The sequence below is a fragment of the Ovoidimarina sediminis genome (assembly GCF_032586175.1).
Taxonomy (GTDB): domain Bacteria; phylum Pseudomonadota; class Alphaproteobacteria; order Rhodobacterales; family Rhodobacteraceae; genus Ovoidimarina; species Ovoidimarina sediminis.
Map to the genome: position 1 here is coordinate 1 of NZ_JAWHTE010000002.1, position 13,746 is coordinate 13,746.

The 13,746-nt window shown below is 67.2% G+C and carries 14 protein-coding genes, 1 tRNA gene and 1 riboswitch; of the genes, 9 read left to right on the plus strand and 6 right to left on the minus strand.

Going from position 1 to position 13,746, the window contains the following annotated elements:
• Positions 1-147 precede the first annotated feature (147 nt).
• Positions 148-223 (minus strand) — tRNA-Lys (locus RXV90_RS02920).
• A 139-nt stretch (positions 224-362) separates the two neighbouring features.
• Between RXV90_RS02920 and RXV90_RS02925 the strand changes: the two genes are divergently transcribed.
• From RXV90_RS02925 to RXV90_RS02960, 8 genes are all read left to right on the plus strand, one after another.
• A complete protein-coding gene (locus RXV90_RS02925) occupies positions 363-1,322 on the plus strand; it encodes a hypothetical protein (protein ID WP_316646779.1) in 960 nt (319 codons plus the stop codon).
• Positions 1,323-1,365: 43 nt separating this feature from the next.
• The gene (gene dapF, locus RXV90_RS02930; protein WP_316646780.1) at positions 1,366-2,202 is read left to right on the plus strand and encodes a diaminopimelate epimerase; all 837 of its coding nucleotides are present in this window, start codon (positions 1,366-1,368) and stop codon (positions 2,200-2,202) included.
• Positions 2,202-3,449: a tRNA (N(6)-L-threonylcarbamoyladenosine(37)-C(2))-methylthiotransferase MtaB gene (gene mtaB, locus RXV90_RS02935; RefSeq protein ID WP_316646782.1), complete on the plus strand. Its 1,248-nt coding sequence runs from the start codon at positions 2,202-2,204 to the stop codon at positions 3,447-3,449. The genes dapF and mtaB overlap by 1 nt, the downstream gene beginning before the upstream one ends.
• A 114-nt stretch (positions 3,450-3,563) precedes the next feature.
• Positions 3,564-4,169, plus strand: coding sequence for an FMN-binding negative transcriptional regulator (locus tag RXV90_RS02940; protein ID WP_316646783.1), 606 nt, complete (start codon positions 3,564-3,566; stop codon positions 4,167-4,169).
• Positions 4,170-4,201: 32 nt separating this feature from the next.
• Complete coding sequence (locus RXV90_RS02945) at positions 4,202-4,807, plus strand: glutathione S-transferase (protein WP_316646784.1); 606 nt, start codon at positions 4,202-4,204, stop codon at positions 4,805-4,807.
• Between the two features lie 153 nt (positions 4,808-4,960).
• Positions 4,961-5,521 (plus strand): ubiquinol-cytochrome c reductase iron-sulfur subunit, encoded by a 561-nt coding sequence (petA, locus tag RXV90_RS02950; protein ID WP_316646785.1) that lies wholly within the window; start codon positions 4,961-4,963, stop codon positions 5,519-5,521.
• Between the two features lie 14 nt (positions 5,522-5,535).
• Positions 5,536-6,882, plus strand: a complete 1,347-nt coding sequence (petB, locus tag RXV90_RS02955; protein ID WP_316646786.1) for a cytochrome b — start codon at positions 5,536-5,538, stop codon at positions 6,880-6,882.
• 14 nt (positions 6,883-6,896) lie between these two features.
• On the plus strand, positions 6,897-7,709 hold the full coding sequence (locus tag RXV90_RS02960; protein ID WP_316646787.1) for a cytochrome c1: 813 nt from the start codon (positions 6,897-6,899) through the stop codon (positions 7,707-7,709).
• Positions 7,710-7,761: 52 nt separating this feature from the next.
• On the opposite strand, the gene RXV90_RS02965 is transcribed toward RXV90_RS02960, so the two are convergent.
• Genes RXV90_RS02965 through thiB form a run of 3 tightly spaced genes read right to left on the minus strand, consistent with a single transcriptional unit; the run spans position 7,762 to position 10,980 of the window.
• Positions 7,762-8,475, minus strand: a complete 714-nt coding sequence (locus RXV90_RS02965; protein WP_316646788.1) for a thiamine ABC transporter ATP-binding protein — start codon at positions 8,473-8,475, stop codon at positions 7,762-7,764.
• Entirely contained in the window at positions 8,468-10,018 is a 1,551-nt protein-coding gene (locus tag RXV90_RS02970) for a thiamine/thiamine pyrophosphate ABC transporter permease ThiP (RefSeq protein WP_316646789.1), read from the minus strand. The genes RXV90_RS02965 and RXV90_RS02970 overlap by 8 nt, the downstream gene beginning before the upstream one ends.
• Positions 9,994-10,980, minus strand: a complete 987-nt coding sequence (gene thiB, locus RXV90_RS02975) for a thiamine ABC transporter substrate binding subunit (RefSeq protein WP_316646791.1) — start codon at positions 10,978-10,980, stop codon at positions 9,994-9,996. The genes RXV90_RS02970 and thiB overlap by 25 nt, the downstream gene beginning before the upstream one ends.
• Positions 10,981-11,026: 46 nt before the next feature.
• Positions 11,027-11,135, minus strand: a riboswitch (TPP riboswitch).
• Between the two features lie 147 nt (positions 11,136-11,282).
• Between thiB and aroC the strand changes: the two genes are divergently transcribed.
• Complete coding sequence (gene aroC, locus RXV90_RS02980) at positions 11,283-12,383, plus strand: chorismate synthase (RefSeq protein ID WP_316646792.1); 1,101 nt, start codon at positions 11,283-11,285, stop codon at positions 12,381-12,383.
• A 72-nt stretch (positions 12,384-12,455) separates the two neighbouring features.
• On the opposite strand, the gene RXV90_RS02985 is transcribed toward aroC, so the two are convergent.
• Complete coding sequence (locus RXV90_RS02985; RefSeq protein WP_316646793.1) at positions 12,456-13,346, minus strand: DMT family transporter; 891 nt, start codon at positions 13,344-13,346, stop codon at positions 12,456-12,458.
• 111 nt (positions 13,347-13,457) lie between these two features.
• Positions 13,458-13,745 carry an HU family DNA-binding protein gene (locus RXV90_RS02990; protein ID WP_316646795.1) on the minus strand — a complete coding sequence of 96 codons (288 nt, stop codon included), beginning with the start codon at positions 13,743-13,745 and terminating at the stop codon, positions 13,458-13,460.
• Between the last annotated feature and the right edge of the window lies 1 nt (position 13,746).

Sequence of the window (13,746 nt, forward strand, 5' to 3'; positions counted from 1 at the left end):
CTTGATGGTTCAGATGAGCCAGAAACCCTCCGTTACGAAAACCCTTTAATCAGTCCCACAGGTGCTGATCCCGGACACTCAGGCTTACCCTGCGCTTACCTGAAACAGCGATCATATAGCGCTGTTCGCCTAAGTCCTTGATTTCAGTGGTGAGCCGTGCAGGATTCGAACCTGCGACCCACTGATTAAAAGTCAGTTGCTCTACCAACTGAGCTAACGGCCCACTCGGGCGCCGGACGTACCTTCAGCGCCCCGACCCGTCAAGGGCAAATGCCGATCTTCCTCATTGCGCGGCTGCCCCGCCATCTCCCCGCCCTCCCCCGGCCAGCAGATCGCCGTATTCGCAGGGCAGGATCCGGCTCATGGAGTACGCCGCCCCCCGATCCGCCGTCAGTCACGCCGCCTACAGGCTCTACCGCCTTCGCCGCCAGATCGCGCTGACCGGCGTTCTGCCGCTTCTGGGCGCGGTCCCCGCAGCACTCCTGAGCGGGCCGGGCAGTTTCTTCGCAGATCCGATCTGGATCTTCGGCACAACCGGGGTCTGGACGCTTCTCATGGCCGCCCTGGCCATCCGCTTCCCCGGCGGCTGGATCGAGGCGCTGGGCTTCTCCATCGCCGCCGCCGTTGCCGCCTTCTCTGCCCCGCTTCTCGCGTTCCTGATCGGCGGGCTCTATGATCGCGACGCCATCTTGGCGATCGGCGTCATCCTTCTTTTCCTGCCCCTCGCACTTCTTTTCCTGGGCATGGGTTCTGTCCTCGCAGTCGTCGGCGTTCTCGCTGGCCGCCCCGCGGGCGAACGCCGCGCGCGGCTTTCGCTCTACGTGCCCCTGCCCCTCGATCAGGCCCGCGACGGGCTCTTCGTTCTGCCCGAAACCTCGGGCGGCAACCGCCGGACGGGGCCCGTGGATGGCCGGGGCTTCTTCCCCGTCTATTTCTCCTTCGATACGGTCGACGGCTGCACCGGCACACCCGTCACCGAAGAGCACCGCATCGAGGCAAAGATCCTCGAGATGACGGAAACCGAACAAACCATCCTCTACGCGGCGACGCAGGAGGACGGTAGCACCACCACTTCCGTCGAGGTGCAGCGCGTCATGCCGAAGGGCGGCGGCACGTTCTGGACAAGCGAAGAAGTGCACGATCACTTCGACTGGTGCGCCCTCGTCGGCTGGTGGCTGACCGATGCCGGCGGCGACGCGATGACCGACCGGTTCGACGAGTTGATGCGGCAACCCGCGCGCGCGCTGAAGCGCATGCGGCAGGATTCGCCGCTGACCTGGCTTGCCACCCGGATCGGGGCGGGTGGCGACACGGCTTACTGACTCCGCTGGATTCGCGGGCCCCGGGCGTCTATATGCCCGGCCCATGGCACAGGGGCCGACAGACGCACCGCTCGTCTTCAGGAAGATGCACGGGCTTGGCAACGACTTCGTCGTGATCGACGGGCGCGGCGCGCCCGCCGAGGTCACGCCCGCGCTCGCCCGGGCGCTGGGCGACCGGCATCGTGGCGTGGGCTTCGATCAGCTCGCCCTGATCGAAACCGATGACTCCGCCGATCTTCGCCTCACCTTCTGGAACCCCGACGGCTCCCGGGCCGGCGCCTGCGGCAACGCCACCCGCTGCATCGCCGATGCCGAAATGGCGACCCGCGGGCAGGACAGCCTGACGCTTCGCACGGAACGCGGCGTGCTCTCCGCCCGGCGCACCGATGCCGGGCTCGCCTCCGTCAACATGGGCCCCCCGCTCCTTGACTGGCGCGAGATCCCGCTCGCGGAAGATATCGACACGCTCCATCTGCCGATCGAGGGCGATCCGGTCGCCACCGGCATGGGCAACCCGCATTGCACGTTCTTCGTCGAAGACGTGACGGCGATCGATCTCGCCGCCTTCGGCCCCGGGATCGAAACCCATCCGCTCTTCCCAGAGCGCACCAATGTCCAGATTGCCCAGGTCACCGGCCCCGACCGCCTGCGCATGCGGGTGTGGGAGCGTGGAACGGGCATCACCCTCGCCTCCGGCTCCTCGTCCTGCGCCGTCACCGTCGCCGCCGCCCGCCGCGGGCTGGCGGGCCGCGCCGTCACGCTCGATCTCGACGGCGGCACGCTCTTCATCGACTGGCGCGAGGATGGCGTCTGGATGACGGGGCCCACCGCGCATGTCTTCACCGGCACCCTGACGCCCGCCTTCCTGGAAGCGCTGTGATGGATCGGAAAGTGCCCGTCTTCTCCACCCATGGCTGCCGCCTCAACGCCTACGAAACCCACGCGATGAAAGATCTGGCGGCCCGCGCCGGGCTTGAAGACGCGGTGATCGTGAACACCTGCGCCGTCACGCAGGAAGCCGTGCGCAAGGCCCGGCAGGATATCCGCAAGCTGCGCCGCCAGAATCCGGGCGCGCGGATCATCGTCACCGGCTGCGCGGCCCAGACCGATCCGGAAGGCTTCGCGGCGATGGACGAGGTCGATCATGTCATCGGCAACGCCGAAAAGATGGCACCCGCCACCTGGGCCGGGCTCGCCACCGGCGAAACCGAGCCTGTGCAGGTCGACGACATCATGTCGGTCACCGAAACCGCGGGCCACCTTATCGACGGGTTCGGCACCCGCGCGCGCGCCTATGTGCAGGTCCAGAACGGCTGCGACCACCGCTGCACCTTCTGCATCATCCCCTACGGCCGTGGCAATTCGCGCTCGGTGCCCGCGGGCGTCGTGGTCGACCAGATCAACCGCCTCACGGAGCGCGGGTATAACGAAGTGGTCCTCACCGGCGTCGATCTCACCTCCTGGGGCGCCGATCTGCCCGGCCAGCCCCGGCTCGGCGATCTCGTCCGCCGCATCCTCACGCTGACCGGCATTCCCCGCCTGCGCATCTCGTCGATCGATTCGATCGAAGTGGACGAGGCGCTGATGACGGCGATCGCCGAGGCGCCGCGCCTGATGCCGCATCTTCACCTCTCGCTCCAGGCGGGCGACGACATGATCCTTAAGCGGATGAAGCGCCGCCACCTGCGCGACGAAGCGATCCGCTTCTGCGCCGAGGCACGCGCGGCGCGGCCCGATATCACCTTCGGCGCCGACATCATCGCAGGCTTCCCGACCGAGACGGAGGCGATGTTCGAAAACTCGCTCCGCCTCATCGACGACTGCGGCCTCACCTGGCTCCATGTCTTCCCCTACTCGCCCCGCCCGGGCACCCCGGCGGCGCGCATGCCGCAACTCGACGGCGCGACGATCCGCGCGCGCGCCGCCCGGCTGCGCGCGGCCGGCGAGGCCGCCGTCGCCCGCCACCTCTCGGCCCAGGTCGGGCGCACCCACAGCATCCTTATGGAAAGCGCCCGCATGGGCCGGACGGAACACTTCGCCGAGGTTCGCTTCGAAACCGATCACGCCCCGGGCAATCTCGTCACCGCGCCCATCTCGGGTATCAGGGGTGCACAGCTTACCGCCTGAACGCCCGCCCCGGGCCTTCATGTGGCCCGAAATATCCCGGGGGAATCGCCCGGTACGGGCGATGGGGGCAGCGCCCCCTTGCCAATCCTCCGCGACAGGTCCAACCCTCTCCCCATGCACCCGAACCCCGCCTTCCGCGGCACGCCCCGCAACCGGAACCTCGCCTTCGCCCGCGCCCGGGGCTTCGGCATCCTTTCGGTCAGTGCCGACGGCGGGCCGCTTCTCTCGCACATCCCCTTCCTCCTCGATGACGGCGGCGAAACGGCCGATCTTCACCTCGTCCGCTCGAACCCGATCGCACGGTTGCCGAGCGGCCCGGCGGTGATCGCGGTATCCGGTCCCGACGGCTATATCTCGCCCGACTGGTACGGCCTCGACGATCAGGCGCCGACCTGGAACTACATCGCCGTCCACCTCCGCGGCCGGCTCGAACGCCTTCCCGACACGGCACTGGAAGATATGCTCGCCCGCCAGTCCGCCCACTTCGAGAACGCGCTTCACCCGAAACCGCCCTGGACGATGGACAAGATGACGCCCGAAGTGCGCGACCGCATGATGCGCATGATCCTGCCCTTCCGCCTCCGGATCGAGTCGGTCGACGGCACCTGGAAACTCGGCCAGAACAAGCCCGACGCCGCCCGCATCGCCGCCGCAGACGCGCTCGACGGGCACGGCCAGGCCGATATCGCCCGCCACATGCGCGCTCTGAAAGCCGAATGACAGCACACGCCCCCAACACACAGGTTGCACCCATGAAGCTCTATTCCAGCCCGGCCTCGCCCTTTGCCCGCAAGGCGCGCACCGTGATTCACGAACTCGGCCTCGCCGATCAGGTCGAAATCGTCGACACCCAGGGCACCGCGCTCGCCCCCGGCACCCATCCCACGGCGCTCAACCCGCTTTCCAAGATACCCGTTCTCGAACGCAGCGACGGGCCCGCACTCTACGACAGCCGCGTCATCACCCGCTATCTCGACACCCTGGCGGGGGGCGGGCTCTACCCCGCCGCCCCCCGTCTCTGGGACACGCTGACGCTCGAGGCGCTGGCCGACGGCATCATGGAGGCCGCGCTCCTCATGGTCTACGAAGCCCGGCTCAGGCCAGAAGCCACCCGCAGCGCGGACTGGGTCGAAGCGCAATGGGGCAAGGTTGCCTCCGCCATCGCCGCACTGGAACGCACATGGCTCAGTCACCTGCAGGGACGCACCGATATGGGCCATCTGGCGCTCGCCTGTGCGCTCGGCTATGTCGACTTCCGCCTTCCGGATCGCGACTGGCGTGGCACCTCCCCGGGGCTTGCCACATGGTACGAAACCGCGAAACTGCGCCCGAGTTTGGCAGCGACAACGCCCTCTTAAGGCCTCTTGCGGCAAAACGCCCTTCGACGCCCTGCGGGCGATTGACCGCTGGACGACTCTTTGAGGGAGAGCTAGATAGCGCCCCGATGGGGGCTGCATCACGTGCGGCCCCGTTGGATTTGGCCGATCTCGGCCTGAAAATGGAGGTTCACAGTGTCCCACGCTGAAGACCATGAGAGCTCACGCCGGGATTTCCTGTATTACGCGACAGGAGGCGCCGGCGTCGTGGTAACGGGCGCGGCGGTCTGGCCCATGATCAACCAGATGAACCCGTCTGCCGACGTTCAGGCGGCCTCGACGCTCCGCGTCGACGTCTCCGGGGTCGAGCCGGGCACCCAGCTCACCGTTCTCTTCCTCGGCAAACCGATCTTCATCCGGCGCCGTACGCAGGAAGAGATCGAGGCCGCGCGCAGCGTCGATGTCTCCGATCTCATCGATCCGGTGGCACGTAACGCGAACCTCGCCGGCGAGGTTCCCGCCACCGACGAGAACCGCGCCCTCGACGACACGGGCGAATGGCTGGTGATGCAGGGCGTCTGCACCCACCTCGGCTGTGTGCCGCTCGGCGATGCGGGCGATTTCAACGCCTGGTTCTGCCCCTGCCACGGGTCGCATTACGACACTTCGGGACGGATCCGCAAAGGTCCGGCGCCGGAAAACCTTCCGGTCCCGCCCGCTGAATTCGTCGACGAATCGACGATCCTGCTCGGTTAAGAAGGAGGAAGCCCATGTCCGGAATTCCCCACGATCATTACGAGCCGAAGTCGAACGCCGAGAAGTGGCTGCACCGCCGCCTTCCGATCGTCGGCCTGCTCTACGACACCATCATGATCCCCACGCCCAAGAACCTGAACTGGATGTGGATCTGGGGCATCGTCCTGACCTTCACTCTGGTCCTGATGATCGCCACGGGCGTCATGCTGGTCATGCACTACACCCCCCATGTGGATCACGCCTTCGCCTCCGTTGAGCATATCATGCGTAACGTGAATGGCGGCCACATGATCCGCTACATGCACATGAACGGCGCCTCGCTGTTCTTCGTGGCGGTCTATCTGCACATCTTCCGGGGCCTCTACTACGGCTCCTACAAGGCCCCGCGCGAGGTGACGTGGATCATCGGCATGCTGATCTACCTCCTGATGATGGCCACGGCCTTCATGGGCTACGTGCTGCCCTGGGGTCAGATGTCCTTCTGGGGCGCGACCGTTATCACCGGGCTCTTCGGCGCGATCCCGTTCGTGGGCGAAGGTCTGCAGACCTGGCTCTTGGGCGGCCCTGCGGTGGACAATGCCACGCTGAACCGCTTCTTCTCGCTGCACTACCTGCTGCCCTTCCTGATCGCCGGTCTCGTGATCGTTCACATCTGGGCGTTCCACACCACCGGCAACAACAACCCCACCGGGGTCGAGGTGCGCCGCACGTCGAAGGAAGACGCCGAGAAGGATACGCTTCCGTTCTGGCCCTATTTCGTGATCAAGGACCTTTACGCACTTGCCATCGTGCTTCTGGTGTTCTTCGCGATCGTGGGCTTCATGCCGAACTACCTCGGCCACCCCGACAACTACATCGAAGCCAACCCGCTTGCGACGCCCGCGCACATCGTGCCCGAATGGTACTTCCTGCCGTTCTACGCGATCCTCCGGGCCTTCACCGACGAGGTCTGGCTCGTCCAGCTTGTCAGCTTCGTGACCGGCGGCATCGTCGATGCGAAGTTCTTCGGCGTGCTCGCGATGTTCGGCTCGATCCTCGTAATGGCGCTGGCGCCCTGGCTCGACACCTCGTCGGTCCGCTCCGGCCGCTACCGCCCGATGTTCAAGTGGTGGTTCTGGCTCTTGTGCGTCGACTTCATGGTGCTGATGTGGGTTGGTGCGATGCCGGCCGAAGGTCTCTACACCTGGATCTCGCTGATCGCGTCGGCCTACTGGTTCGCCTACTTCCTGATCATCCTCCCGCTTCTGGGCGTGTTCGAGAAACCTCTGGCGCAGCCCGAGACGATCGAAGCGGATTTTCAGGAACACGTATCGAAACATGGCGGCACCACGACCGTGGCCAGCCCCACGCCGGCCGAATGAGAGGATCTGAAAGAATGATCAGACGACTCGCACTCACCACCGCCGCGATCCTGGGCCTCGGCCTTGGCGCGGCCCACGCCGCCGGCGAAGCCGCCCACACGGAGGATTTCGATTTCTCCTTCGAGGGCCCCTTTGGCAGCTTCGACCAGATGCAGCTCCAGCGCGGCCTGCAGGTCTATACAGAGATCTGCTCGGCCTGCCACGGCCTGCGCTACGTTCCGATCCGGACCCTCAGCGACGAGGGCGGCCCCGGCCTTCCTGAAGATCAGGTCCGCGCCTATGCGGAATTCTACGAGGTTTGGGATCCCGCCCTTCTCGACGGCGACGGGGATTTCCGCCCCGCCACGCCGAACGACAACTTTCCGCAGTCGTCGCTCTCGAACGCCCCTGACCTAAGCCTCATGGCGAAGGCCCGGGCCGGGTTCCACGGCCCCTACGGCCTCGGCATCAACCAGTTCTTCAAGGGCATGGGCGGCGCCGAGTACATCGCCTCGCTTCTCACCGGCTACACCGGCGAAGAGAAGGAAGAGGCAGGCGCGATCCTCTACGAGAACACCGCCTTCCCCGGCGGCTACATTTCGATGGCCCCGCCGCTCTACGGCGACGACGTGGTCTACGAGGACGGCACCGAAGCGACGCTCGAACAGGCGGCACAGGACGTGTCCGCCTTCCTGATGTGGACGGCGGAACCCCAGATGATGGCCCGCAAACAGGCAGGCTTCACGGGCGTTCTGATGCTCGCGATCCTCTCGGCGCTACTCTATCTCACGAACAAGCGCATCTGGGCCCCGGTCAAGAAATCGGCCAAGGCCCAGCCGGCCGAGTAACACCTGCCTAACGGAACAATGGAAAGAGCGCCCCCCGGGGCGCTCTTTTCGCTTAAGACGCCCCGGTTCCCCAGCCCCGCCGCCCGAAATAGGCTTTCAGGCTCTCTGGCGGGTCCGACAGAAGCGCGCCGGTGCCGAATGGGCCTTCCGCCCGGCCCTCAGCCACGACGACGCAATGGGGCGCGAAACGCAGCGCATCCTCGGGATCGTGGCTGACCATCAGCACAAGCGCCTCACCCAGCAACTCCGCCACCAGATCCAGCATCTCGTCCTTCAGCGCCGGGCCGAGGGCCGAAAACGGCTCGTCCATGCAGATCACCGGCCGCGCCCGCACAAGCGCCCGCGCCAGCGCCACGCGGCTGACCTGCCCCCCCGAAAGCTCCGACGGCCGCCGCGCGCCATAGCCCTGAAGCCCGACCCGCCCAAGCGCCGCCTCGACCGCGCCGCGCGCGGCGTTCGTCAGCCGCAGATCGGGCGCAAGCCCCAGCCCCACGTTTTGAAACACGGTCAGATGCGGAAAGAGGTTCTGATCCTGAAACAGCGTCGTCACCGGCCGTTCCCCGGGCGGCACGGGGCCAAGGTCGCGGCCGTCCCAGATCACACGCCCCGCCACCGGCGCCAGAAATCCCCCGACCGAGGCCAGTAACGTCGACTTCCCGCCGCCCGAAGGCCCGATCACCGCCACCCGCCCGGGCGCGGCGATCTTCATATCCGCCTCAAGCCGGAAGCTTCCTTGCTCCAGAGAGCAGCGCTCGAATTCAAGCATGGCCCCGCCCTCCCCGGTCAAAGGCCCAGAAAAGGCCGAGGCTCAGGATCAGAAGCAGAAACGCCGCCCCCTGCGCCGCCTCCATCTGATAGGCCCCCATCAGCCGGAACACCTGCAAGGGCAGCGTCGCGCCACCCGGATCGGCGAAAAGCGCGATCACGCCAAGATCCCCCATGGCCAGCGCAGCGGTCAGCCCGGCGGCGAACCCCACAGGCGCGCGAAGCCGGGGCAGCACCACCAGCCGCAGCCACGCGGTCCCTTCCATCCCGAGGCTCGTTGCGAGCCGCCGGTAATCCGCCTCCACGCCCTGAAGCGCGGGCAGAAGGATCCTCAGCACGAAGGGCAGCGCCATCAGCGCATTCACCGCCGCCGTCACCGGCAGGGCCACGCGCCCGGGATCGGCAATGGGAAACACGATCAGGAACAGCCCGGCCCCAAGCACCAGCGACGAGGCTGCCACGGGGAGGAACCCCACCCCCTCGAGCGCCCGGTATCGGACGGCCCCAAAGGCAAGCGGCACCGCCATCAGAAAGGCCAGAACCACGGCGGCCAGCGCCACACCCAAGGATCGGGCGGCAGCGGAGAAAACCGGCCCCTCGAGCGCCAGAAGCCCCGCCGCACCGCCCGCGGCAATCATCGCCATGGGCGTCAGCAGAAACAGCGCCGCCGCCGCGATCCAAACACCGTCGGCCAGCCGCGCCGCCGGGCGATCCCCGTCCCAGCGCCGCACTGCACGGTCAAGCCCCGGCCCAAGCCCCGAGGGCCGCGCCACAGCCAGCGCAAGGGCCGCGCCGGCCACCGTCAGCCCGGTCTGCACCACCGCAAGCCGCGCCGCCCGCGCCAGATCGAACTCGAACCGGAACGCCTGGTAGATCGCCAGCTCCACCGTCGTCGCCCGCGGGCCTCCGCCCAGGGTCAGCGCCACGGCAAAACTCGTGAGGCAGATCAGGAAGACGATCACCAGCGCGCCGGGCAGGATCGCCCGCAGCATCGGCCATTCAAGATGCCGGAACACCGGGCCGGGCCCCATCCCGAGCGAGGCTGCAAGGCGAAACCGCTCCGCCGGCACCTCCGCCCACCCCTGCAGGATCAGCCGCACGGCGAGCGGCAGGTTGAAGAAAACATGCGCCAGCACCACGCCGTGCAGCCCGTAGACCGACACCTGCGGCAGCCCCAGGAAGGCCAGCAGCCCGTTCAGAAGCCCGGCGTTTCCAAACACCGCCAGAAGCCCAAGGACCGCCACGATCACCGGCAAGACGAAGGGCGCCCCCAGAAGCATGATCAGCACCCGACGCCCGGCAAACCGCCGCCGCGCCAGCGCCCGCGCCACGGGCACCGCGAGCGCCACGCTGAAAAGGGCCGATAGAACGGCCTGTGTCATGGTGAACCGGACCGCCGCCCAATCCCGAGCAGAAAGCGCCCCGCTGCCCTCGGCGGTCAGCATCACCACGACAAGCGGCCCCAGCACCATGAGGGCGACGGCACAGGCCGCCGCCCAAGGCAGGGCGCGCGCGCCCGTCACCGCGACAGCGCGTCGAGCCATTCCTCGATCGCCGGCGCCCGCTGCGCCTCGACTTCGCCGGCCGGGATCAGAAGCGCCTTATCCGGGGTGATCAGTTCACCGAACCCCTCCGGCAAGCCAAACTCGGGCGTCTTCGCGGGATACATCCAGTTCGTGGTCGGGATGACCGACTGGAACGCATCGCTCAGAATGAAACCCAGAAATGCATCCGCAAGCTCGGGCTGATCGGTGGCGGCAAGCTTACCGGCCACCTCGACCTGCATGTAATGGCCTTCCGCGAAAGGTGCGGCCCGTTTCGTGTCATCCTCCTCGGCGATCAGGTGATAGGCGGGCGACGTGGTGTAAGAGAGAACCATGTCCGCCTCCCCTTCAAGGAACAGCCCATAGGCTTCCGACCATCCGGGCGTCACCGTCACGATATTGTCCGACAGCGCCTCCCAGACGGCGGGCGCCTCGTCCCCGTAGGCCGCCTTGACCCAGAGAACGAGCCCGAGGCCGGGGGTCGAAGAGCGTGGATCCTGGATCAGGATCGACACGTCGCTGTCGCCAAGCGCGCGGAAATCGGCCGGCGGCACGGCAAGCCGCGTCGTGTCGTGGACGAAGGCGAAATACCCCCAGTCGAACGGCAGGAACACCGGATCGTCCCAGGCGATCGGCAGATCGAGTGCCCCGGGCGCCTGCCCATGCGGCGCGAAAAGGCCGGTTTCGGCGGCGGCGGCGCTCAGGTTCGTATCGAGCCCCAGCACGACATCTGCCTCCGACCGCGCGCCTTCAAGCCGGATCCGCGCCAGAAGCGCGGCCCCGTCGCCCGCGCTGACGAAGTTCAGGTCGCAGCCGCAGGTTTCCTCGAACGCCGCCTCGACCGCGGGGCCGGGGCCCCAGTCCGAGACGAAACTGTCATAGGTATAGACGGTCAGGACGGGCGTGTCGGCCAAAGCCGCACTGCCAGCCAGAAGTCCCGCCGCGATGATGGAAAAGCGCATCTTTCATCCTCCATACGTGGCCCGGACGCGGGGGTCGGTCGAAGGATCAAGATCTTCTTCCCTTCCCTACGCCGGTGCTAACCGGTTCAGGTTCTGCGGGTTCACACGTCATTCCGTGCATCTCAGCCCAACCATGGGCACCCCGAGGTGGGGCCGGTGTATCGCGTCCGGCGTTCGCGCACAAGCGCCTCCGGGGGCGTTGCCCCCATCGCCCGTCCGGGCGATTCCCCCAGGATATTTCCAGCCACATGAAGGGGCAGAGCGGCTTCCATCCCCCGCCGGTTCCCGCTAGAGGGCTAGTCATGAGCCTGAACACCTACGGTCACCTCTTCCGCGTCACCACCTGGGGCGAAAGCCACGGGCCCGCCCTCGGCGCCACTATCGACGGCTGCCCTCCGGGCGTACCCGTCTCGGAAGCCGACCTTCAGGTCTGGCTCGACCGCCGCAAACCCGGCCAGTCCCGTTACACGACCCAGAGGCGCGAGGCCGACGCGGTGGAGATCCTTTCGGGCACCTTCGAGGGTGTGACCACAGGCACGCCGATCCAGCTGATGATCCGGAACACCGACCAGCGCTCGAAGGATTACTCCGAAATCGCCGAGAAGTTCCGCCCCGGCCATGCCGACATCACCTACTGGCAGAAATACGGCATCCGCGATTATCGCGGCGGCGGCCGTTCCTCGGCCCGCGAAACCGCGGCCCGCGTGGCCGCGGGCGGCGTGGCGCGGGCGGCGCTGAAGGCGCTCGTGCCCGGGGTCGAGATCACCGGCTACATGGTGGGCATGGGCGAGAAGGAGATCGACCGCGCCCGCTTCGACTGGGACGAGATCGGGAACAACCCGTTCTGGACGCCTGACGCGACGGCCGCCGAAGACTGGGCCGCCTATCTCGACGGCCTCCGGAAATCAGGCTCCTCCGTCGGCGCCACGATCGAAGTCACGATCCGCGGCTGCCCCCCGGGGCTCGGTGCCCCGGTCTACGGCAAGCTCGATACCGATCTCGCCGCCGCGATGATGTCGATCAACGCCGTGAAGGGCGTGGAGATCGGCGAAGGCATGGCCGCGGGCCGGCTGACCGGCGAGGCCAATGCCGACGAAATCACCATGGGCAATGATGGCCCGCGCTACGCGTCGAACCACGCCGGCGGCATCCTCGGCGGTATCTCAACGGGGCAGGACATCGTCGTGCGCTTCGCGGTCAAGCCCACCTCCTCGATCCTGACACCGCGGAAGACGATCACCAAATCCGGCGCGGCGACCGAGATCGTCACCAAGGGCCGGCACGATCCCTGCGTGGGCATCCGCGCCGTCCCGGTGGCCGAGGCGATGGCCGCGGCCGTGATCCTCGATCACTACCTCCTCGACCGGGGCCAGACGGGCGGCCTGCGCGGCCCGATCGGCTGACCGCCCCTTCATTCTGGCAGAAGTACTCCGGGGGGGCCGGCCGCAGGGCGGCGGGGGGCAGCGCCCCCCTCGTCAGACGCCGCCGGGGCGCACCGGCTTCGGCCTCTGGCGTTCGAGCTGCACCACGAGGATCGCCACGGTTATGATCCCCACGCCCACAAGATCGAGCGGCCCCAGGCTTTCCCGCAGCAACACCGCCGCCACCGCCACCCCGAAAAACGGGTTCAGGAAGTGGAAGGTCGCGGCCCTCACCGCCCCGATCCGGTTCACCAGCATGAACCACACCCACGTGGCCAGAAGCCCCGGCACCAGCGTCGTATAGGCGAAGGCCAGCGCAAGCGGCCATGTCGGCGTGACGAACACGTCCTCCAGTACCGCCGCGGCAACGGCAAGCACCACCGCGCCCACGATCATCTGCAGCCCCACAATCATCAGAACGTTCCCGCCGGACGACGCGCCCCGCACCGCCAGCGTGGCGAAGGTCAGCGCCAGCGCCCCCAGCACGCAATAGACGACGCCCTGCAGGTCGACACCGCCCGACAGCCGCGATCCCATGATCAGCCCCACGCCCGCGAACCCGGCCAGAAGCCCCGTTACCGCCCGCGGGCTCAGCTTTTCCCGAAAGATCACCCAGCCCGCCAGGGCCACAAGAAGCGGCAGGGACGAGGCGATGATCGCCGCCAGCGAGGCCTCGACCGTCTGCATCGCGACGAAGTTGAACCCGAGGTAAAGCGCATTCTGGCAGATCCCGAACAGGATCGTCGCGCGCCATTGCGCCCGCGTCAGGTGCCAGGTCTGGCCCAGGGCCTTCGCGATGGCGATGCCCAGGATCCCCGAGATAAGGAACCGGAACGACAGGGAAGCGAGGGGCGAGGCATCCTGCACGATGATCCGCGCCGAGGTGAAGGCCGACGACCACATGAAGGCGAAAGCCAGCCCCATGAAGATCGCGCGCATGTCCATCGGGCCCCTCCCGTCTTTCGCGGAACGGCTAACAGGCCCCGCCGCAACGTTCCAGAACGAAAAAAGGCCGCCCGAAGGCGGCCCAATCTTCAAGATCCGGTATAGGCCGGGTCAGCCGTTCACGCTGTCCTTCAGGGCCTTGGCGATGGTCATCTTCACCACCTTGTCGGCATCCTTCTTGATCTGCTCGCCGGTGGCCGGGTTCCGCACCATGCGGGCCGGGCGCTCGCGGCAGTAGATCTTGCCAACACCGGGAAGCGTCACGGCGCCACCGCCCGAAACTTCCTTGGTGATGATGCCGGTGATCGCGTCCAGCGCGGCCGAGGCCGACTTCTTGTCGCTCCCCATCTCATCCGCCAGAGCAGCCACAAGCTGAGTCTTCGTCATCGGTTTCGCCATG

Excerpts from the sequence above, each read along its gene's own strand:
- RXV90_RS02940 (WP_316646783.1), top strand. The coding sequence starts at position 3,564 with ATGCACCCGAACCCCGCCTTCCGCGGCACGCCCCGCAACCGGAACCTC.
- RXV90_RS02925 (WP_316646779.1), top strand. The coding sequence starts at position 363 with ATGGAGTACGCCGCCCCCCGATCCGCCGTCAGTCACGCCGCCTACAGG.
- RXV90_RS02990 (WP_316646795.1), bottom strand. The coding sequence starts at position 13,745 with ATGGCGAAACCGATGACGAAGACTCAGCTTGTGGCTGCTCTGGCGGAT.
- RXV90_RS02960 (WP_316646787.1), top strand. The coding sequence starts at position 6,897 with ATGATCAGACGACTCGCACTCACCACCGCCGCGATCCTGGGCCTCGGC.
- petB (WP_316646786.1), top strand. The coding sequence starts at position 5,536 with ATGTCCGGAATTCCCCACGATCATTACGAGCCGAAGTCGAACGCCGAG.
- RXV90_RS02970 (WP_316646789.1), bottom strand. The coding sequence starts at position 10,018 with ATGGCTCGACGCGCTGTCGCGGTGACGGGCGCGCGCGCCCTGCCTTGG.
- RXV90_RS02965 (WP_316646788.1), bottom strand. The coding sequence starts at position 8,475 with ATGCTTGAATTCGAGCGCTGCTCTCTGGAGCAAGGAAGCTTCCGGCTT.
- dapF (WP_316646780.1), top strand. The coding sequence starts at position 1,366 with ATGGCACAGGGGCCGACAGACGCACCGCTCGTCTTCAGGAAGATGCAC.
- aroC (WP_316646792.1), top strand. The coding sequence starts at position 11,283 with ATGAGCCTGAACACCTACGGTCACCTCTTCCGCGTCACCACCTGGGGC.
- RXV90_RS02985 (WP_316646793.1), bottom strand. The coding sequence starts at position 13,346 with ATGGACATGCGCGCGATCTTCATGGGGCTGGCTTTCGCCTTCATGTGG.
- thiB (WP_316646791.1), bottom strand. The coding sequence starts at position 10,980 with ATGCGCTTTTCCATCATCGCGGCGGGACTTCTGGCTGGCAGTGCGGCT.
- mtaB (WP_316646782.1), top strand. The coding sequence starts at position 2,202 with ATGGATCGGAAAGTGCCCGTCTTCTCCACCCATGGCTGCCGCCTCAAC.
- RXV90_RS02945 (WP_316646784.1), top strand. The coding sequence starts at position 4,202 with ATGAAGCTCTATTCCAGCCCGGCCTCGCCCTTTGCCCGCAAGGCGCGC.